Origin of the sequence: Mycobacterium sp. (assembly GCF_051006775.1) — a bacterium.
GTDB lineage: Bacteria > Actinomycetota > Actinomycetes > Mycobacteriales > Mycobacteriaceae > Mycobacterium.
In genome coordinates this window covers 15,280-34,899 of the sequence record NZ_JBPCSX010000112.1, presented here as the reverse complement: position 1 = coordinate 34,899, position 19,620 = coordinate 15,280, and the positions used below count along the sequence as shown (strand labels likewise).

The 19,620-nt window shown below is 66.8% G+C and carries 20 protein-coding genes; 16 read left to right on the top strand and 4 right to left on the bottom strand.

All coding sequences use genetic code 11. From position 1 onward, the window contains the following. The 5 genes from ACR2JI_RS08365 to ACR2JI_RS08345 all read left to right on the top strand — a co-directional run. Nucleotides 1-100, top strand: a 100-nt coding sequence (locus ACR2JI_RS08365) for a hypothetical protein (RefSeq protein WP_526389618.1), incomplete at its 5' end; no start/stop codon positions are given. Further along, the gene (locus tag ACR2JI_RS08360; protein WP_526389615.1) at nt 70-666 is read left to right on the top strand and encodes an Mce protein; all 597 of its coding nucleotides are present in this window, start codon (nt 70-72) and stop codon (nt 664-666) included. The genes ACR2JI_RS08365 and ACR2JI_RS08360, both read left to right, overlap by 31 nt. After that, nucleotides 663-1,679 carry an RDD family protein gene (locus tag ACR2JI_RS08355; RefSeq protein ID WP_526389614.1) on the top strand — a complete coding sequence of 339 codons (1,017 nt, stop codon included), beginning with the start codon at nt 663-665 and terminating at the stop codon, nt 1,677-1,679. Before ACR2JI_RS08360 ends, ACR2JI_RS08355 begins: the two co-directional genes overlap by 4 nt. Nucleotides 1,680-1,780: 101 nt before the next feature. Continuing rightward, nucleotides 1,781-2,224, top strand: a complete 444-nt coding sequence (locus tag ACR2JI_RS08350) for an Rv1363c family protein (protein ID WP_526389613.1) — start codon at nt 1,781-1,783, stop codon at nt 2,222-2,224. Then, a complete protein-coding gene (locus tag ACR2JI_RS08345; protein WP_526389612.1) occupies nt 2,191-2,877 on the top strand; it encodes an Mce protein in 687 nt (228 codons plus the stop codon). Before ACR2JI_RS08350 ends, ACR2JI_RS08345 begins: the two co-directional genes overlap by 34 nt. 11 nt (nt 2,878-2,888) lie before the next feature. Here the strand turns inward: ACR2JI_RS08345 and ACR2JI_RS08340 are convergent, their stop codons facing one another. Then, entirely contained in the window at nt 2,889-3,962 is a 1,074-nt protein-coding gene (locus ACR2JI_RS08340) for a phosphodiester glycosidase family protein (RefSeq protein WP_526389611.1), read from the bottom strand. Between the two features lie 141 nt (nt 3,963-4,103). Here ACR2JI_RS08340 and ACR2JI_RS08335 point away from each other — a divergent pair, with 141 nt between their 5' ends. From ACR2JI_RS08335 to ACR2JI_RS08320, 4 genes are all read left to right on the top strand, one after another. Continuing rightward, a complete protein-coding gene (locus tag ACR2JI_RS08335) occupies nt 4,104-4,943 on the top strand; it encodes an alpha/beta hydrolase (RefSeq protein WP_526389610.1) in 840 nt (279 codons plus the stop codon). A 14-nt stretch (nt 4,944-4,957) separates the two neighbouring features. Next, nucleotides 4,958-5,965: an alpha/beta hydrolase family protein gene (locus ACR2JI_RS08330; protein WP_526389609.1), complete on the top strand. Its 1,008-nt coding sequence runs from the start codon at nt 4,958-4,960 to the stop codon at nt 5,963-5,965. Between the two features lie 91 nt (nt 5,966-6,056). Beyond that, entirely contained in the window at nt 6,057-6,806 is a 750-nt protein-coding gene (locus tag ACR2JI_RS08325; protein ID WP_526389608.1) for a DUF2786 domain-containing protein, read from the top strand. Beyond that, nucleotides 6,803-7,303: a TIGR04338 family metallohydrolase gene (locus ACR2JI_RS08320; RefSeq protein ID WP_526389607.1), complete on the top strand. Its 501-nt coding sequence runs from the start codon at nt 6,803-6,805 to the stop codon at nt 7,301-7,303. Before ACR2JI_RS08325 ends, ACR2JI_RS08320 begins: the two co-directional genes overlap by 4 nt. 5 nt (nt 7,304-7,308) lie before the next feature. On the opposite strand, the gene ACR2JI_RS08315 is transcribed toward ACR2JI_RS08320, so the two are convergent. Beyond that, a complete protein-coding gene (locus ACR2JI_RS08315) occupies nt 7,309-9,531 on the bottom strand; it encodes a molybdopterin-dependent oxidoreductase (protein ID WP_526389606.1) in 2,223 nt (740 codons plus the stop codon). Nucleotides 9,532-9,678: 147 nt separating this feature from the next. Between ACR2JI_RS08315 and ACR2JI_RS08310 the strand changes: the two genes are divergently transcribed. Next, entirely contained in the window at nt 9,679-11,052 is a 1,374-nt protein-coding gene (locus ACR2JI_RS08310) for a PE-PPE domain-containing protein (RefSeq protein WP_526389605.1), read from the top strand. A gap of 13 nt (nt 11,053-11,065) precedes the next feature. Here ACR2JI_RS08310 and ilvD read toward each other — a convergent pair whose 3' ends face one another. After that, entirely contained in the window at nt 11,066-12,763 is a 1,698-nt protein-coding gene (gene ilvD / locus ACR2JI_RS08305; protein WP_526389604.1) for a dihydroxy-acid dehydratase, read from the bottom strand. A 73-nt stretch (nt 12,764-12,836) separates the two neighbouring features. Here ilvD and ACR2JI_RS08300 point away from each other — a divergent pair, with 73 nt between their 5' ends. The 4 genes from ACR2JI_RS08300 to ACR2JI_RS08285 all read left to right on the top strand — a co-directional run bounded on the left by ACR2JI_RS08300 (nt 12,837) and on the right by ACR2JI_RS08285 (nt 16,257). After that, nucleotides 12,837-13,460, top strand: a complete 624-nt coding sequence (locus tag ACR2JI_RS08300) for a DUF305 domain-containing protein (protein ID WP_526389603.1) — start codon at nt 12,837-12,839, stop codon at nt 13,458-13,460. Nucleotide 13,461: 1 nt separating this feature from the next. Then, a complete protein-coding gene (ricR, locus tag ACR2JI_RS08295) occupies nt 13,462-13,752 on the top strand; it encodes a copper-sensing transcriptional repressor RicR (protein ID WP_526389617.1) in 291 nt (96 codons plus the stop codon). 103 nt (nt 13,753-13,855) lie between these two features. Further along, nucleotides 13,856-15,094: an MFS transporter gene (locus tag ACR2JI_RS08290; protein ID WP_526389602.1), complete on the top strand. Its 1,239-nt coding sequence runs from the start codon at nt 13,856-13,858 to the stop codon at nt 15,092-15,094. 77 nt (nt 15,095-15,171) lie between these two features. Next, nucleotides 15,172-16,257 (top strand): L,D-transpeptidase, encoded by a 1,086-nt coding sequence (locus tag ACR2JI_RS08285; protein WP_526389601.1) that lies wholly within the window; start codon nt 15,172-15,174, stop codon nt 16,255-16,257. Between the two features lie 33 nt (nt 16,258-16,290). On the opposite strand, the gene ACR2JI_RS08280 is transcribed toward ACR2JI_RS08285, so the two are convergent. After that, nucleotides 16,291-18,285 (bottom strand): M13 family metallopeptidase, encoded by a 1,995-nt coding sequence (locus tag ACR2JI_RS08280; protein WP_526389600.1) that lies wholly within the window; start codon nt 18,283-18,285, stop codon nt 16,291-16,293. A gap of 59 nt (nt 18,286-18,344) precedes the next feature. On the opposite strand from ACR2JI_RS08280, the gene ACR2JI_RS08275 reads away from it, so the two are divergent. Together ACR2JI_RS08275 and ACR2JI_RS08270 are read left to right on the top strand one after the other, a co-directional pair. Then, the gene (locus ACR2JI_RS08275; protein WP_526389599.1) at nt 18,345-18,926 is read left to right on the top strand and encodes a hypothetical protein; all 582 of its coding nucleotides are present in this window, start codon (nt 18,345-18,347) and stop codon (nt 18,924-18,926) included. Continuing rightward, the gene (locus tag ACR2JI_RS08270) at nt 18,923-19,612 is read left to right on the top strand and encodes a hypothetical protein (protein ID WP_526389598.1); all 690 of its coding nucleotides are present in this window, start codon (nt 18,923-18,925) and stop codon (nt 19,610-19,612) included. Before ACR2JI_RS08275 ends, ACR2JI_RS08270 begins: the two co-directional genes overlap by 4 nt. The last annotated feature ends 8 nt before the right edge of the window (nt 19,613-19,620 follow it).

Here is a 19,620-nt window from a genome sequence, read left to right as displayed (position 1 = left end):
CGGCGAGGTCACAGGTCCGGATGGTACGAAGTACACCGTCAAGAACTCGACGACTACAGGAGACGACGGATGGAAGGAGATGCTGGCTCCGGTCAGCTGACCCCCACCCCGCCACTGCAGGCTGACGAGACGGTCGAACCCGAAACCGGGCTCAATACGCCGAACTCAAGGCTGGCTACCAGCCGCTGGCTGACCGGGGTGTGCGCTGCGATCGCCATCGCCGCCTTGGTTCTCACGGCCGTTGGCGTGCTGGCGCTGATCGGGCACCGCAATACCGTCGCCGCGACCGACGGTGAGGCCATCGCGGTTGCTGTCGCCAAGGAGTGCATCACCGCGACCCAGGCGCCGGACGTGAAGGCGATGGCTGATAGCAGGCGCAAGATCATCGACTGCGCCACGGAGAACTATGCGCCGCAGGCGAACCTGTACGGCGGAGTGCTGACCGACGCCTACGAGGCTGCCAAGGTCCAGGTGAAGATCTCCGACATCCGTGCCGCACCCGAGAAGCACAATCCCGACGGGTCGATCGACGTCCTGGTGGCCACCCGGGTGTCGATGTCCAATATCGATCAGCAGAACCAGGAGCTGAGTTATCGGCTACGGGTGCGGATGGTCAAGGTGGGCGACACCTACAAAATCGACAGCATCGAACCGGTGAGCAAGTGACCGCTGACGGGCGCCCGGCGGGATGGTGGGCCCGGGCCGGTGCGTTCTGCATCGACGTCGTCTTCGGTGTGGCGCTGCTGGCGACCATCCTCATGGTGGGCTGGTCGGCCGATCGCGGCTGGCTCTGGTGGCTGTGCATGATTCTCGCCGGGGCGGTGCTGTTGGTGGTCCTGGTGAATCGGCTGCTGCTGCCCGCAGCGACCGGATGGAGCCTAGGCCGTTCACTGTTCGGAATCGTCGTGGTGTTGCGCGACGGCCGATCGGTCGGCCCCTGGCGGCTGCTGCTGCGCGACCTGGCCCACCTTCTCGACACCGCACCGCTGTTCCTCGGCTGGCTGTGGCCGCTGGTCGATTCCCGCGGCCGAACCTTCGCCGATCTGCTCACCGGAACCGAGGTTCGTCAGGCCGACGGGGCCGTGCCGGATGCGGGCAGGCTGGCCGAAAGGGTGGTGGCCGGTGTGGCCGCGATCGCGGTCGTGGTCGCCGGTCTCGGTTACGGCCTGGTCTACCGCCAGCAGCGGGCGATCGATCAGACCCGCGTGCAGATCGCGGTCGAGGGTCCCAAATTGGTCGCCGACATGCTCAGCTACACGGCCAAGACGGCGAATGACGATTTTGCCCACGCCCAATCGCTGGTGACCGACGGCTACCGGCAGGAGTTGACCAAGCAGCAGGAGGCGGTGCGCAAGGTCGGACTGGTCGACAACGACTACTGGGCGACCAACACCGCGGTGCTCTCGGCAACCAGGGACCGGGCGGCAGCGCTGATACTGCTGCAGGGTCAGCGCGGAGTCGCGCCCAATCAGCGCTTCATCATCGCTTCGGTGCGGGCATCCTTCGAGAAGTCTTCGGCCGACCAGTGGTTGATATCAGACCTCATGGTGCTGGCACCGCCGAAACCCACCGGGCCTGCCCCTGCAGCGCCGGCTCCCAAAGCGCCCGCGCCGGCCTCTAAAGCGCCCGCCCCCACCCAGTCGCCGGCGCCTAAAGTCCCCGGAAGCGGTGGGCGATGAGCCCCCGTCGCAGGATCGAATCGGAAACAGGCGCCCTTTTCCAGATGCCGGCGGTACGGCCGCGCCGTCCGAGACTGGCTCTGATCGCAACAATCGCGGGTGTGGCGTTGATCGCTGCACTGACCACCAGTGCGGTGGTATTCGGCAATTGGCGGACCGGACATCAGCGGGAGATCCGCGAAGCCGCGGTCCTGACCTTCGTTCGCTCGTTCGTCACGCAGTACACCTCACCGGATCCGTTCCACGCCAACGACTACACCGACAAGATTCTGGCGATGGGCACCGGGCAGTTCGCGAAGCTCTACAGCGACAAGATCAATGAGGTCGTCGTCCAGGTCGCCCGCGCCGAGCCTGGCGTGGGCAGCGTGCAGGAAATTGGCATCGAGAACTGGAACGATGATGGCAGCGCCAATGTCGTCGCGGTGTCGACGATGATTACGACCATGCCCGACGGCCGCAAGCTCCCCAGTGCCAGTCGCTGGGTGGTCACGGCGATGAAGGAGGGGGACCAGTGGAAAGTCAGCAACCTGATCCAGGTGGTGTGAGCGACGATCCCGTGCTCGATGAGGCCGTACCTGATGAGGCCGTGCTCGATGAGACCCTTGATGAGACCGTCGTGGAGTCGGACGAGTCAGTCGCCGAGCAACCGGCATCTCCGAACTGGCTGGCCCGCAACAAGACTCGCGTCGCCATCCTGGCATCGGCAGGTCTCTTCATCGCGGCCGGCGGGTTCGCCGGTGCGACGGTCCAGCCCTACCTGATGGACCAGGCCGCCGTCGGAACGAAGCTGACCATCGCCAGGACCGCCGCCGACGCCATCTCCACGCTGTGGAGTTACACCCCGGAGAATATGGACAAGCTCTCCGATCGTGCATCGAAGTATCTGGCCGGTGACTTCGAGCAGCAGTACCGCAAGTACGTCGATGCCATCGCGGCCACCAATAAGCAGGCGAAGGTGACCAGCGACACCCAGGTGGTCGGGGCGGCGGTGGAGTCGTTACGCGGCGGTCCGCCTGCCAACGAGGCCACCGCGATCGTCTACACCAACACCACCTCGACGACCCCGCAGAACAACAACATCCCGTCGATGAAGTACCTGTCCTACCGGCTGGAGATGAAGCGGGTTGATCGCAGCTGGCGGGTGACGAAGATGACCACGGTGACCTCGCTGGACCTCAGCCCCAAGCTCGGCCTCTAGCGGCGGTCGGCTTAGTCGAACGCGAGCCAACTCGGAAGGGCTCGTTCGCGGGCATCGCACAACACCTGAACGGTGTCGCAGGAACCGCGCGGCGAACCCGCGCCCGCCCACATCCCGCCGGTGTCGCGACGCAGCACGATCGCCGAGGACCCGCCACCGTCGAGCAGGAGGGCGGTGTCACTGCCGAGTCCCCGGAACAGATCCTGGATCTGATCCGGGGTGTAGCTGCCACCCTCGAAGACATACATCTCGTCCTTGTCGCGGGCATAGGCCACGGCGGTGCGGGCGGCGCCCGAACCCGGGTCGTTCAACTGTCCGGTATCTCCGGGTGCGAGCAGCTTGAGCCCGCTGACCGCGACGAAACGGGTGCCGTTCTCCACCAGCTTGGCAATTACCGGCGCCGCGACGTCGTAGTCCTGCGGTGACTTCGGCGCCACGATCATCGGGGCGCCGCGGACCGGCAGGATCAGGGTGGCAAGGGCGGTCCACACCTCGTCACCGCCGGAGAGCGCCTGCTTGCCGGCATACGCCAGGGTGCCGGTGACCGCGAGGTTGGTCTTGCCCCACGCCCCGGTGTTGTCGACGTAGGCGCCCAGCGGAGAGCTACACCCGGTGGTCTTCCATGAGCCGGCCTGCTGGGAGCGGACATCGAAGAAGTTGGCGTTGATCGCAATCGTCGGCTGTTTGAGCACCTGCCAGGCCCGCAGCGGATCGTAGGTTTCCGACGCCTGCATGAGGCCCTCACGGGTGCGCGCTCCCGGCGTGCGCTCGCAGCGCGCCTGGTAACCCTGGTGGGTGTCGACCAGCAGTCGGGGGGATAGCCGTTGTGAGGCGGACTTGACGATCATCAGGTGCCCGCCGTTGTTCATCTCGTACCAGTCGCCGGCGCCATTGAGCATGGGCGCGGGGAAACCGTCGCCGAAGTTGTACACCAGATAGCTGCCCCGGGTGTTGGCGATCGCCTGCGCCAAAAGGTCGCGGGCGGCCGCGCCGGCCACCGGCGCGGTGGTACCCGCAGCCAGTGTCACGCAGGCCAGCGTCGCGAAGACCGCACGGATACGGCGCAGCACGGGGGCGAGAAGCACGAATTAACGATAGCCACACAAGTACCACTGTCAACATAAGTAACAGAGCGGTGAACGTTCGACTGCGGCGCTATCTCGAACCGCCGCAGCCGAATTGGCCGCGGGGTCGAGACCGCGGTAGCCGGACGCTACCCTGCCTGAGTGGTCACAACGCGCACGGAGCGAACGTTCGACGGGGTAGGCGGCGTCCGCATCGTCTACGACGTGTGGACCCCGGACACCGAACCGCGCGGTGTGGTGGTGCTGGCTCACGGCTACGGCGAGCACGCCCGCCGCTACGACCATGTCGCCCAGCGATTCGGCGACGCGGGTCTGGCGACCTATGCACTGGACCACCGCGGACACGGCCGGGCCGGCGGCAAGCGGGTGCGGGTCCGGCACATGAAGGAGTTCGTGTCGGACTACCGCACGCTGGTACTGACGGCGCGGAAGGAGAACCCGGGACTGCCGCTGGTCGTGCTCGGCCACAGCATGGGTGGCGGCATCGTCTTCGCCTATGGTGTCGACCACCCGACCGAGTACGACCTGATGGTGCTCTCCGGACCGGCCATCGCCGCGCACACCGGGGTGTCCAAACTCAAGGCGGTGATCGGCAAGACTGTCGGCTCGGTGTTACCCGACCTTCCGATCGAGCAGATCAGTCCCAGTGCGGTGTCGCGGGATCCGAAGGTGGTGGCCGAGTACGAGGCCGATCCGCTGGTGTACCGCGGCAAGATCCCGGCCGGTATCGGCAAGGCGCTGCTCGTCGTGGGGGAGACGATGCACAAGCGGGCGCCGGGTATTACCGCTCCGTTGCTTGTGGTGCACGGCGAGGACGACCAGTTGGTGTCCGCCGAGGGAAGCCGCCGGCTCGTCGAGTGCATCGGCTCCACCGATGTCGAGCTCAAGGTGTACCCGGAGCTCTATCACGAGGTCTTCAACGAACCCGAGCGCGATTCCGTGCTCGACGATGTCACGAACTGGATAACCACGCGGCTGTGAAACACCTTCTCCTAGTGGGATTATTGGCGCTGGGTCTGCTCACCGGATGTGGTCAGTCCCAACGGAACGCTGCGTGGGTCGATGAGGACATCACATTCGAGGCCGATGGTCTGACGCTGCATGGGACCTACCGCCACCGCGGCGACGATCGCGGTCCGGCTGCGCTGCTGATATCGGAGAGCGGGCGCACCGACCGTAACGGCGACAACAACGTCGCCGGCCCGATCGGCAATATGCGCCAGCTCGCCCAGTACCTCTCCGAACACGGCGTGGCCACCCTGCGGTATGACAAAGTCGGCACCGGCGACACCGGCCTGGGCCCCTACGTCGACCGCGCAGCAGACGTCGGCAGTGCGATCTACACCGATGGCGCCAAGGCTGCGGTGCGGTACCTTGCGGGCCGGTCGGGCACCGACGCCGATCGGATCTCGGTATACGCGCTAGGGGAGGGCACCGTGCACGCGATGTCGCTGGCCGACGACACTTCAGCGGGCGCACCGCGGATCCATGCGCTGGGGCTCCTTCAGCCGTTGCCCGCGCGCTACCTGGACCTGATCTCGTCTCGCGTGGTCGCCGATGTGGCAGAGGCCGTACGCAGCGGGGCCAAGACCCAGCGGCAGGGCGATCAGGTGCTCAGCGCCTGGCGTGCAGCAGTGCAGCAGGTGCGCAGCACCGGCACCGCGCCGGCACAACTGCCCGACGGGCTTGGTGCCATCCTCGCCCCGGGCAATGTCAGGGCCGTCGCCGAGTCCGACGCCATCGACCCACTTCAGTTGGCGGCGCGGATCCCGGCCGGTACACCAGTTCTGCTGACCTGTTCGGACTCTGATGGTCAGGCCGACTGCGCGGATATGACACCGCTCGTCGACGCGCTGGCGCACACCGCGTTGCAGTACGTCACGCTCACGGGTGTCAATCACGTCCTGCGCGATGATCCGACCGACAGTGTCGCAAACTACGCCAAACCCGGCCCACTGTCACCCCAGCTGACTGCTGCGCTGGACCAGTTCATCGGCAAGTGATGCCTGTGCACGAATCCCATTGTGGGGATTGCGCACTGGGGTTGGCGGTGCCCTGCACGGTGATGTCGCCCTGTTGTTTTAGCGTGTCTGCATGACCGAAGACAAGATGCTGTCCCGGATCGCCGCGCTGCTGCGCCAGGCCGAAGGCACCGATAACGTCCATGAGGCCGAGGCCTTCATGGCCGCGGCGCAACGCCTGGCGACGATGACGTCGATAGATCTCGCGGTGGCACGAGCGCACTCCGCATCGCGCACCTCCGCGCAGGTCCCGACCCAGCGGACCATCACCATCGGGGAGCCGGGTAGTCGAGGGTTGCGCACCTATGTCCAGCTGTTCGCGGCGATCGCGGCGGCCAACGATGTCCGCTGCGATGTGGCCTCGAACTCGACCTTCGTCTACGCCTACGGATTCGGTGAGGACATCGACGCCAGTCATGCGCTGTATGCCAGCCTGGTGGTCCAGATGGTGCGGTCCTGCGATGCCTACCTGGCGACCGGCGCGCATCGGCCTACGCCCACCATCACCGCCCGGCTCAACTTTCAACTCGCATTCGGCAGTAGGGTCGGTCAGCGTCTCTCTACTGCCCGAGACGAGGCCAGGAATGAGGCCACCAGGTCCCGTTCCGCCGGACCCGGAACGGCGATCGCCCTGCGTAACAAAGAAGTCGAACTGCGTGACCACTATCGGAGCGAGTCCAAGGCGCGTGGCACTTGGCGGGCCACCAGTGCCTCGGCCGGTTACTCCTCGGCCGCGCGTCGGGCCGGTGACCGAGCCGGCAAGCAGGCCCGGTTGGGATCGAGCCCCGAACTGCCGGGGGCGCGGACCCGGCTGCCGCGGTGAGCGCCCGGGACACCCAACGGTCCCGGGTTTACGCCGCAGAGCAGTTCGTCCGCACCCTCTTCGACCGCGCGGCCCAGCACAGTTCGCGCGCCATCGACTTCTTCGGTGACCAGATCACCCTCCCGCCGGAAGCGAGGTTCGGCTCGCTGGAATCGGTCCAGCGGTACGTCGACGATGTGCTGGCCCTGCCCGCGCTGGCGCAGCGGTGGCCCGGTGCCGGTGCGATCCGGGTCCGGCCCAGGCGTGCCGCCACCGCCGCCCATTACGAAAACCATGATGGCGCCGGTGTCATCGCGGTACCGGAGCGCGGCGCGGCGGGTTGGGCGATGCGGGAACTGGTGGTGCTGCACGAAGTCGCACATCATCTGCACGACGGTCCCGGACCGGCGCACGGACGCGGCTTCGTTGCCACAATGTGTGATCTGTGCGCGGCGGTGATGGGTCCGGAAGTGGGGCACGTGCTACGCGTGGTCTACAGCAAGGAGGGCGTCCGGTGAGCGGCTCAGCCGGCCGCGGCAACCTCCACCGGCACCGCATTGAGCACCGCATTGCCCGACAGCGGGTCCACTAGCGAGTCGTCGAAGAGGCTGTTGACGTTGACCCCGGGGTGCTCGGCGGCAACCGACATCCGGGTGCCGGACTCGCTATGTCCCCAGCCGTGCGGCAGTGAGACCACGCCAGGGCGGATGGCGTCGGTGATCTCGACCGGTACCTCGAGCTTGCCGCCGGGACCGGTGACCACAGCCAGATCGGTCACGCCCAGCCGAGCGGCATCATCGGGGTGGATCTGTAGCGTGCACAGGTTGGTACCGCCGGCCAGCGCCGGCAGGTTGTGCAGCCAGCTGTTGTTGGAGCGCAGATGCCGTCGCCCGATGAGCAGGAAGCCGTCGGTGTGGCTGCTCAGGGAGGCGTGCAGCCGCGGGATATCGGCGAGAATCGGTTCGGGCGCCAATTCGACCATGCCGGAGGGTGTTCGGAGGATTTCCGGTATCCGCGGTGTCAGCGGCCCCAGGTCGACGCCGTGCGGGTTGTCCTTGAGTCGCTGCAGGGTCAGACCCTCGGGTCGGGCGCCGAACGCATCACCGAACTGCCCTAGTCGCAGCATCATGTCGAGCTGTCGCTCGTAACCGGGACCGTCGGGCAGCATCGCGGTCAACTCCTCGACCGATCGGCCCGCGACCGGTGAGTCCGGGTCGGCTACCTCCTTGCTCAGCCTGCCCGCGATCATCTGGTCGTCGACGAGTGCGGGATCTGCATCAGGTCCCAGTCCGCGGATGATCAACGCCAGCCGGGACAGGATCTCGCACTCATCGGGCCGGCCATCGGCCAGTGGCAGGGCGGCCGGCGAATAACGGGCATTGTTGCGCACCGCTGCGGCCGCAAATGCGACGTCGAAATGACCGACGCGCGCGGGCGGCGGCGGGGGCAGGATCACGTCTGCGTGCCTGGTCGTCTCATTGAGGTAGGGATCCACCGACAGCATGAAGTCGACCGTGTCGAGTGCCTCGGCCAGACGCGGACCGTCCGGAGCCGACAGCACCGGATTACCGGCGAGGGTGATCATCGCGCGGATCTGACCGTCGCCGGGTGTCTCGATCTCCTCGGACAGCGCGACGGTGGGAATTTCGGACAGCGCCTCCGGGTAGCCGGAGACCCGGCTGTGCCAGCGGCCCGTGGTGAATCCGCGACCGGGGCGTGACGGCCGCGGGGCAGCGGCCACCGATGAACTGGCGAACATCGCCCCGCCGGCGCGATCGAGATTGCCGGTCAGGACGTTCACCACATCGACCAGCCAGCTTGTGATGGTCCCGAACTCGACTGTTGATGTGCCCATGCGGCCGTACACCACAGCGGTAGGGGCCGCCGCGATCTCCCGGGCCAGGATGCGAATCTCCGCTGCGCTCACCCCGCAGTGCTCGGCGACAGTCTCGGGCGGAAAGTCTGCCGCCGCGGCACGAACATGCTCAACGCCCACCACGTGCTCGGTCAGCCGGCCGAGGTCGACCAGGTCCTCGTCGAACAGCACATTGACGACGGCGAAGAGCAGGGCGCCGTCGGTTCCCGGCCGCGGGGCGATATGCCGGTCGGCGATCTCGGCGGTACGGGTCCGGTTCGGATCCAGTACGACCACGCGGCCGCCGCGCTTGCGGATCGCTTTGAGCTTTCCGCCGAAATCCGCCGCCGTGGCCAGACTTCCGTTGGACACCAACGGATTTCCGCCGATGATTACCAGATAGTCGGTCCGGTCGAGATCAGGAATCGTGAACGGCACCGGGGCGCCGAACATGTAACCGCACGAGACGTGCTTGGGCATCTGGTCCAGGGTGCTGGCTGAGAAGATGTTGCGAGTTCCCAGCGCTCGGACGACGGTCGGCACGTAGAACGCCCCGGCAATGGTGTGGGCGTTCGGGTTGCCCAGGTAGATCCCGATCGACGAGCCGCCGGTGGCGGCGGTGACACGCCCCAAGCCCTCGGCGGCTGCGGCGAACGCCTCCTCCCAACTGGTCTCGACCAGTTCGCCGTCGCGGCGCACCAGTGGCGCCTGCAGCCGGTCGGGATCGTTGTCGAGTTCGGCGATGCTGGCCCCCTTGGGGCAGATGAAGCCGTGGCTGAAGACGTCATCGCGGTCGCCGCGGGCGCCGGTGACGCGGTCGTCCTCGATGGTCAGGACCAGCCCGCAGGTGGCTTCACAGAGGGGGCAGATGCGCAGTGCGGTGTGACTCACCCCAGTCACTGTGCGCCCACGCCGCGCCCGTTGCAAGGAATCCATTCCGGCCCGCCCCCCGATCTGTTTGCTATTGTCGCGAGAATTCGCGGATTTGCTTCAGGAAGGGCCCAACGAATGGTCGGCAGCGGATTTGCTCGCACGGTCGTGGCCAGCGCGGCGGCGGGAGCCATAATTGCCGGGCTGACGGCCCCGGTCGCCGATGCTGATGTGACCTTCGGCGCGGTGGCAACAGGGCCGCTGTTCCGGGCCGCTCAGGCGTTCGGTGTGACCACCATCGATATTCCCGACGTCGATGTGGTCGGCACCATCACCATCGACATGTCCTATGCGCCCGCCTTCCCGACGGTCCTCGCCGACGACATCAACGCCTTCCCGTTCGGCGGCTTCACCCCCGTTATTGCCACCTTCAAGCGCCAGCCGGGCGGCACGCTCGGCGCCGCCATTCTCGGCGGGTCGGGCTTCGGCGCCTATCAGGCCGGAAACGCCTATCAGGCGCTGCTGGCCAGCGCCGCGGGGAACACCCCGGCCGGGTACACCCCACTGGTGCCGAGCGGCAAGGTCAATTCCGTGACCGGGGCGTCCTGTGCTTCGGGCCCCACCTGCGTGCAGGGTGTCAACGTGACCAACCTTGCGGTGGCACAGGTGAACGATCCCGGCACGCCCAACGGCGGGCTCTACGCCCGGTTCGCCCCGATCTTGAACCTGTTCGGGATCGACGGTGTCAGCCGGGGTGGGGAGTCGGCATCGAGCACAGGCCTCGCGCTGAACGCGGCGACGATCGGTCTGGCGCTCGCGTACAGCGCGATCTCCGACTTGCCCGTCACCCTGAATCCGTTCTCGCTGGCCAATTCCCTTCTGGCGACGGCGCTTCCGACCAATTTGGTCGGCGGCACCACTCTGGGCGGAGCGTCGGAGGATGTGATCTACGCGAAGCTCGGTGCGCTGGCCGCACTCAATCTGTCCAGCACCACCTACAGCACGCTGGTGCCCGACGATCTTCCCCTGCTGGAACCGCTGCGGCTGCCGGCCCGCCTCATCAATGCGCTGCTGGGCGCGCTGAACATCCCGATTACCGTCCCCGCACGTTTGGCTGACGCCCTGCAGCCCGCGTCGCAGATCCTGGTCAACGTCGGCTATACCGACGTACAGACGCCCACCGATGGCGGAACCTACAACCGGACCTACGACCAATCCGGGGTCTATACCCCGTACCTGTCGGTGAACCCGTTGACGCCCGCCGAGTGGCGACAGGTGCCCGGTGATGTCGTGCGTGCGCTGATTGTCGGCTTCCAGGACGCGTTCCCGCTGCTGCGCTTCGGGCAGACTGCGCCGGTGCTCACCATCGACGGCAATCATCTGGCGATCACCCGCCCGCCGGCGGCTACCGCCGCGTCGGTGCGATCAGTGGCCCCGCCGCCGGTCGCGGCACCTCGTCGTGCCCACCTCGCGCGACAGGCCGCCAAGTCCGCGGCCGCGGTGAAGCCGGCCAAGGCTCGCGCGGCGGCTTCGCGGAACTAGTCCCGGCTTTAAGTCAGTCGCAGACGGCGCCGTTGGTGGCCGAGCCGACCAGCTTGCGGTACTTGGCCAGCACGCCGGTGGTGTAGCGGGGCGCCGGAGGGGTGAAGCCGATCATCCGCGCGTCGATCTCACTATCGTCGACCAGGATGTCGAGTTTGCCGTTGCCCACATCGAGGCGGATGCGATCGCCGTCGACCACGGCCGCGATCGGCCCGCCGTCGACGGCCTCCGGGGCCACATGGCCGACGCATAGTCCGGTGGTGCCGCCGGAGAACCGTCCGTCGGTGAGCAGCAGGACGTCCTTGCCGAGGCCGGCACCCTTGATCGCGCCGGTGATCGCCAGCATCTCGCGCATGCCCGGGCCGCCCTTGGGGCCCTCGTAGCGGATCACCACGACATCGCCCTTGGTGATGGTGCCGTCCTCGAGGGCGTCCATCGCGGCGCGCTCCCCGTCGAAAACCCTTGCGGTGCCTTCGAACACGTCGGAGTCGAACCCGGCGGACTTGACCACGGCACCCTCCGGAGCAAGCGACCCGTGCAGGATCGTGATACCGCCGGTTGGGTGGATCGGGTTGCTCAGGGCGCGCAGTACCTTGCCGTCGGGATCCGGCGGATTGATATGGGCCAGGTTCTCGGCCATGGTCTTTCCGGTCACCGTCATCACATCGCCGTGCAACAGTCCGGCGTCGAGCAGTGCCTTCATGATCACCGGCACCCCGCCGATCCGGTCGACGTCGAACATCACGTGCTTACCGAATGGCTTGACGTCGGCCAGATGCGGAACCTTGGCTCCGATTCGGGTGAAATCCGCCAGCGACAGTTCGACTTTGGCCTCGTGGGCGATCGCCAGCAGGTGCAGCACCGCGTTGGTGGAACCACCGAACGCCATCACCACCGCGATGGCGTTGTCGAACGCCTCCTTGGTCAGGATGTCGCGGGCGGTGATACCGCGGCGAAGGAGCTCCACGACTGCCATGCCGCTGCGCCGGGCGTATCCGTCGCGACGGCGGTCGGTGGCCGGCGGGGCCGCGCTGCCGGGTAGCGACATGCCGAGCGCCTCGGCTGCGCTGGCCATGGTGTTGGCGGTGAACATGCCGCCGCAGGCGCCTTCACCCGGACAGATCGCACGCTCAATGATGTCGACGTCCTCCCGTGACATCAGTCCGCGGGCGCAGGCGCCGACCGCCTCGAACGCGTCGATGATCGTCACGTCCATCTCGGTGCCGTCGGTCAGTTTCGCCCTGCCGGGCAGGATCGAACCGGCGTAGAGGAACACCGCGGCAAGATCCAGTCGCGCTGCCGCCATCAGCATTCCGGGAAGCGATTTGTCGCAACCGGCCAGCAGCACCGATCCGTCCAGTCGTTCGGCCATCATGACCGTCTCGACGCTGTCGGCGATGATCTCGCGGGACACCAGGGAGAAGTGCATGCCCTCATGACCCATCGAGATGCCGTCGGACACCGAGATGGTGCCGAACTCCAGCGGATACCCGCCTGCCTCGAAGACGCCCTCCTTGACGGCCTGGGCCAGTCGCTGCAGGGAGAGGTTGCAGGGAGTGATCTCGTTCCATGACGATGCGACGCCGATCTGCGGCTTGGCGAAGTCTTCATCACCCATGCCGACGGCGCGCAACATTCCGCGAGCGGCGGCCTTTTCCAGACCATCTGTGACGTCGCGACTGCGGGGCTTCAGATCAGGCGTTTTGCTCACCCGACAAGTATGACCTTCGGCGGGTGGTCACCAAAATCCGCCGGGATACCCCCAAGGGGTATATAGTGCACCCATGACCGCACTCCGCATCCGCGCCGCCGCATTGGTGGCCGCATCAGCCACCGGACTCGTCCTGTCCTCCTGCGGCGGCACCGCGACCAAGACGGCCGTCGAGGATCACAGCTCGCACGGATCCTCGGCTACGACGGCCCAGCCGTCGACCGCGCACAACGAGGACGATGTGCTCTTCGCGCAGCTGATGATCCCGCACCACCAACAGGCGGTGGAACTCGCGGGACTGGTGCCGGACCGGTCCAGCAACCCCGAGGTGCGGGCGCTGGCCGCGAAGATCTCGGCGGCACAGCAGCCCGAGATCGCCACCATGAAGGACCTGTTGGGCCGGTGGGGCATCAAGCCCGATGAGATGCCGCATGAGAGTGGTCACGCCGGAATGACGATGCAGGGCATGGTCGGTGACGACACCCTGGTGAAACTTGAGGGTCTCTCAGGGCCGGACTTCGACGCGCTGTGGCTGCAGTCGATGATCGGTCACCATCAGGGCGCCATTGAGATGGCCAAGATCGAGGCGGGGGCGGGCAAGAGCCCGGAGATGACCGCGCTGGCCCGCTCGATCATTTCCGCTCAGCAGGCGGAGATCGATCAGATGATGCAGATGCTGCAGGCCAGTGGCGGCTGAAGTGTCTGGCGCACATGGATACTCGGCGAACAAGGAAAATTACGCCAAACGCCTTCGCCGGATCGAGGGCCAGGTGCGGGGTATCGCGAAAATGATCGATGAAGACAAGTACTGCATCGATGTCCTGACTCAGATCAGCGCGATCAACAGCGCGCTGCAATCGGTGGCCCTCGGCCTGCTCGAGGAGCACCTCGGGCACTGTGTGACCCAGGCTGCGGCCGAAGGCGGTGCTGAGGCCGACCGGAAACTCGCCGAGGCCACCGCCGCGATCGCCCGTCTGGTTCGTTCCTGACCCCGGCGGCGTCTCGGCCTGATATCGAACCGGCCATGGCGGGTGTCGGGAGCCGGTGAACCCTGACGACTGCCGATAACGTGGCCGACGAGGCCACTCCGTTATGACAGCAACCATCCCCGCCCCGCCCCGCTCCGGCCCGTGGACACCACGGGTCGCACTTGCGCTGGGTGTGCTCGCAGCCGCGGCATTCATCTACGTGACCGCCGAGATCATGCCGGTCGGCGCCCTGCCGGCCATCGCCGGCGATCTCGACGTCAGCGAGGCCGTGGTCGCGACACTGCTGGCCAGCTACGCGCTGGTGGCGGCGCTGGCGACGATGCCTCTGGTGCGCTGGACCGCGCACTGGCCGCGGCGGCGGACGCTGATGTTCACCCTGTCCTCGCTGACCGTCTCCCAACTGATCTCGGCGCTGGCACCGACGTTCGCGGTGCTGGCCGGCGGGCGGGTGCTCTGCGCGCTGACGCACGGGCTGATGTGGTCGGTTCTCGCACCGATCGGTGCCCGGCTGGTGCCGCCGTCACACGCTGCCCGGGCCACCATGGCGATCTACGTCGGGACCGGTTTGGCGCTCGTCGTCGGCAGCCCGCTGACTGCGGCCCTCAGTGGGCTGTGGGGCTGGCGGCTGGCGGTCGCCGCCATCACCGCGGCCGCCGCCGCTGTGATGGTCGCGGCCCGGCTCACCCTGCCGCCGATGGCGATGCCGCAAGCCGGCTCGCCGGGGTCCACCCGCCGGCCCTGGCATCACCACAACCGCCGGCTCGTCGTCATGTGCGGACTGACCCTGGTCGGAGTCACCGGCCATTTCATCTCCTACTCGTTCATCGTGGTGATCATCCGCGACGTCGTGGGCGTCGGTGGGCCGCAGTCAGCCTGGCTGCTGGCGGGCTACGGGGTCTGCGGCCTGGTGGCGATGGGGCTGCTGGCCAGGCCCGGAGATCGCAGTCCCAAGACCACGATCGTGGCCTGTATGGCGACCTTGACCCTGGTGTTCGTGGTGCTGGCCGGGCTGGGATTCGGCCAGCGCAGCACCGCCGCCACGGTGATCGTCGGCGTTATTGCGATTCTGGGCTGGGGTGCGACGGCCACCGCCATCCCGCCGATGCTCCAGACCGCGGCCATGCGGCACTCACCGGAGGACCCGGACGGTGCGTCGGGGGTCTACGTGGCGGCATTCCAGGTCGGCATCATGGCCGGCGCGCTGATCGGTGCCTACCTCTTCGAGCACGCCGGCGAGCCGGTGATGCTGACCGTTTCGGCGCTCCTGATCTCATCAGCCCTGGTCTGCGTGGCTGCCGGCCGGGACCTGTTCGCCGTCGAGGGGCCGGCCCGCGCGGAGTAACGCTCGTCACCCGCACGACGACGATATGTACAGGTCAGGACCATAAAGCCGGCGATTCCGCCGAATCGTCGATGGTCATGCACCGTCGGCGCTGTGTCAGACTGGTGGTAATCAATCATTGGAGGACTGTGGTGAAGCGGGTGAGAGGCGCTCTGGCGACCGCTCTGTGTCTGGTGACGGTCGCAGGAGCCGGTCTGGGCACCGGTCCGGCGCTGGCCGACCCGGACCAGCCGGTGGATCCGCAGGTCATCGACGCCCCGCCACTGCCGCCGCCGCTGGAGCCGCCGCCGGTGGTGCTTCCGCCTCCGCCGCCACCGCTTCCCGACGATCTGGCACCCCCCGGCGACGTCCCGCCTCCCCCGGTCGACGTTCCGCCGCCGGTTGCCGCGCTGCCGGTGGCCACCAGCGCGGCCAAGGGACAGAATGCGACACCGTTCACCGGTGACCCGGTATTCGCCCCGCCGGCCTTCAACCCGGTCAATGGGGCCCTGGTGGGTGTGGCCAAGCCGATCATCATCAACTTCCAGCGACCCATCGCCAACCGTCCGCTGGCCGAGCAGTCGATCCACATCTCGTCGGCCCCGGCTGTGCCGGGGGCGTTCTACTGGACCACCGACACCCAGGTTCGCTGGCGGCCGTACAACTTCTGGCCGGCCGGTACCCAGGTGCATATCGACGCCAGTGGCGCGCAGTCCAATTTCCGGGTCGGCGATTCCCTGGTGGCGACCGTCGACGACAAGACCCACCAGATGACCGTCACCCGCAACGGGAAGGTGGAGAAGACTTTCCCGGTGTCGATGGGCATGCCCGATGGCAAACATGAGACCAAGAACGGCACCTACTACGTCCTGGAGAAATTCGCCGACCTCATCATGGACTCCTCCACCTACGGTGTCCCGGTCAATTCACCGATGGGCTACAAGCTGAAGGTGCAGTGGGCGGTGCGCATCGACAACAGTGGCGGCTTCGTACACAGTGCACCGTGGTCGGTGGCTGACCAGGGCAAGCGCAACGTCAGCCACGGCTGCATCAACCTCGGACCGGATAACGCCAAGTGGTTCTTCGACAACTTCGGCAGCGGCGATCCGATCGTCGTCAAGAATTCGGTCGGGCTCTACAACAAGCCCGACGGCGCCGACGACTGGCAGTGGACCCTCTACTGATCAAGGGACGTACTGATCTAGGCGGGCTCTGATCTAGCTCCAGATCCTGACCCGCTGTTGCGGTTCCAGGTACAGGGCATCGTCCGGGCCGACGTCGAATGCCTCATAGAAGGCGTCGATATTGCGCACCACGCCATTGCAACGGAACTCCGGCGGTGAATGCGGATCGGTCGCCAGCCGCCGGATCGATTCCGCCGCACGGGATTTGGTGCGCCAGACCTGTGTCCAGCCGAGCAGCACGCGCTGCACCCCGGTCATCCCGTCGATCACCGGTGGCTCCTGACCGCCCAGTGACAACCGGTAGGCGAGCAGGGCGATCGACAGCCCGCCCAGATCGCCGATGTTCTCGCCGACGGTGAAGGCGCCGTTGACGTGTGGTGGTTCGTCGCGGCATTCGAGGTCGCGGGGAACGAAGGCGTCGTACTGCTCGATGAGTTTGGTCGTGCGGGTGGTGAACTCGGTGCGATCAGCATCGGTCCACCAGTCCACCAGATTGCCGTCGCCGTCGTACTTGGCACCCTGGTCGTCGAAACCGTGGCCGATCTCATGCCCGATCACCGCGCCGATACCGCCGTAGTTGGCGGCGTCGTCGGCTTCAGCGTCGAAGAACGGCGGCTGCAGGATCGCGGCCGGGAAGACGATCTCATTCATCCCCGGGTTGTAGTAGGCGTTCACCGTCTGCGGGGTCATGAACCACTCGTCACGATCGACCGGACCACCGAGTTTAGCCACCTCGCGGTCGAACTCCAGCTCTGTGCCGCGGATCACGTTGCCGTACAGGTCATCCCGATGGATCACCAGGCCGGAGTAATCTCGCCAGTTCTTCGGGTATCCGATCTTCGGTGTGAACTTGTCCAGTTTGACCAGTGCGCGACGCCGGGTCTCCGGTGTCATCCATTCCAGATCGGTGATGCTCACCCGATAGGCCTCGCGGAGGTTTTCCACCAGCACGTCCATCCGGGCTTTAGCTTCCGGCGGGAAGTGTCGCTGCACATAGAGCCGACCCACCGCATCACCCATCAGACTCTCCACAAGTGACACCGCCCGCTTCCAGCGTTCACGGATCTGCTCGGTGCCACTGAGCGTGCGGCCGTAGAAGTCGAAGTCTTCCTCCACCAGAGCGGGGGTCAGCACCCCGGCGCGGCCGTGGATGAGTCGCCAACGCGTCCAATCCTGCCAGTCGGCAAAATCCGCGCTCGACCACAGGCCTGCGAATGCACTGAGGTAATCCGGTTGACGCACAACGAGTTCAGTGAACGAGTTCTCGGAGACGCCCAGCGCTGCGGCCCAGGTTTCCCAGTCGAATCCCTGTGACTGCTCGGTCAGCTCGGCGAAGGTGCGCAGGTTGTAGGTCAGGTCAGCATCGCGGCGGCGCACCACATCCCAATGTGCGGCAGCGAGCTTGGTCTCCAGTGCGACGATTCGACCCGCCCGCTCGGCGTACTCGTCGGCCGTCCCGCCGAACACCAGCGCGAACATCGTTGCGATGTGCCGGGGGTAGGCGCCCAGGATCGCCGCGTGCTGATCATCCCGGTAGTAGGACTCGTCGGGCAGGCCCAGTCCGGACTGATTGAGGTGCACCAGATAGCGGGAGGAATTCTTGGAGTCGGTGTCGATATAAAGTCCGACCGGGCCGCCCACCCCGGTTCGTTGCAGCCGGCCGATCGCACCGGCCAGTGCGCCGGGCCCCTGCGCGGTGTCGATCGTCGCGAGTTCTTTCCGCAGCGGCTCCAGTCCTCGCGCCTCCAATTCCTGCTCGTCGAGGAAGCTGGCGTACAGATGCCCCACCCGCTGCTCGTCGGTCCCGGCCTCGGCGTTCGTTGCGGCCGCCTCGGTGATGATGTCCCGGACGTGCTCCTCGGCCTGGTCGTAGAGCGCGCGGAACGCCCCGTCGGTGGCCCGATCCGCGGGCATGGTGTACCCGGCCAGCCAGCGACCGTTGAGATGGCCGAAGAGGTCGTCCTGCGGGCGAACATCCGGATCGAGATGGGTCAGGTCGATCCCGGATCGCGCAGTGTCTATCGTCACCGCACCATCATTACCACTGCCTGGCAGCGCCTGCCGACGGGGCCGGTAGCCTCCCCTGCATGCCCGAGGACTCCGAAGACAGCGCCAAGCCGGGGTGGTCCCGCGTCGGGATCGGATCTGCCGCCCTCGGGGTCCTCTGCGCGGCAGCCCTGGTGATGATCGCCGTGCTCGGGGTCAGCCATCGGGCCGCAGACGCCGACCGTAGCCGCCAGGCACGGGTGATGCAGACCGCGGCCCAATGGACCCAGCTGCTGATCAATATGAACGTCGCCAATGTCGGTACCAGTCTGGAGAACCTGCGGGACGGGACGGTCGGGGAGCTCAACTCCGGCTTCGACGCCTCGATCGCTCCCTATCGCAAGGTTGTGGAGGCGCTGAACTCCCGCACCACCGGTTCCGTCGAGTCGGTCGCGATCGAGGTGCTGCACCGGGATCTGGACGCCGCGCCCGGGCAGCGACCCTCAGGCCCGCAGAGCCTGCCGGCGGAGTTGACCGCGCGCACCGACACCGTCCTGGTGGTGGCCACCTCGGTCAGTGAGAACACCGGCAGCAAACCCACCACGGTGCGCTGGAACCTGCGACTCGGTGTCTCCGAGATCGACGGCACGATGAAGGTCTCGCGGCTGGAGTCGCTGCGATGAGAAACCTGACCCGGGTACTCGCCTTCGACGTCGCCGCGCCCCTGCTGACCATCGCGGGTCTGATCGCGATCGGGGTGATGCTCGACTGGCCGCTGTGGTGGGTGTCGGTCGGTTCGATGCTGTGCCTTCTCGTCGCCGAGGCGGTGGTGCTCAATACCGTTGGTTACCGGCGTGATTCGGTGACCGTGGGCACCGATGATGACGCCCCCGGATTGCGGCTCGCGGCGGTGGGTGTGACCGCGGCGACCCTGGTGTCGGCCGCGGCCGTCGGCTACTCGCAGTGGTCTGTGCCGGACCGGGCGTTCACCCGGGACACCGACGAGGTGGCGCGGATCGCCGTCGAGGTCTCCGAGGCCACCGCGACATTCACCCCGTCGGACCCGGCATCGTCGATAGACCGGGCCGCGGCATTGATGACGCCGGACACCGCAGCGGCGTTCAAGAGTAATTTTGGCGCCGCCACCGCGGATATGGCCAAGCGCAATATCTCCGCGAAGGCGCGCACCATCTCGGCCGGCCTGGAGGCGCTGGGACCAGCTGCGGCCAGTGTGGCTGTGCTGATACGTTCGGTCCAGGCCACACCCGGTCAGGAACCCGGTGTCGCGGTGCTGGCACTGCGGGTCGCGCTGAGTAAACAGGGCGACGGGTGGAAGGTGGTCGACGTCACTCCGATCAATCCGCGGTGACCACCGCG

Coding starts and splice junctions, on each gene's coding strand:
- ACR2JI_RS08290 (WP_526389602.1), top strand. CDS start 13,856: ATGACAGCAACCATCCCCGCCCCGCCCCGCTCCGGCCCGTGGACACCA.
- ACR2JI_RS08270 (WP_526389598.1), top strand. CDS start 18,923: ATGAGAAACCTGACCCGGGTACTCGCCTTCGACGTCGCCGCGCCCCTG.
- ACR2JI_RS08285 (WP_526389601.1), top strand. CDS start 15,172: ATGCACCGTCGGCGCTGTGTCAGACTGGTGGTAATCAATCATTGGAGG.
- ACR2JI_RS08360 (WP_526389615.1), top strand. CDS start 70: ATGGAAGGAGATGCTGGCTCCGGTCAGCTGACCCCCACCCCGCCACTG.
- ACR2JI_RS08300 (WP_526389603.1), top strand. CDS start 12,837: ATGACCGCACTCCGCATCCGCGCCGCCGCATTGGTGGCCGCATCAGCC.
- ACR2JI_RS08275 (WP_526389599.1), top strand. CDS start 18,345: ATGCCCGAGGACTCCGAAGACAGCGCCAAGCCGGGGTGGTCCCGCGTC.
- ACR2JI_RS08325 (WP_526389608.1), top strand. CDS start 6,057: ATGACCGAAGACAAGATGCTGTCCCGGATCGCCGCGCTGCTGCGCCAG.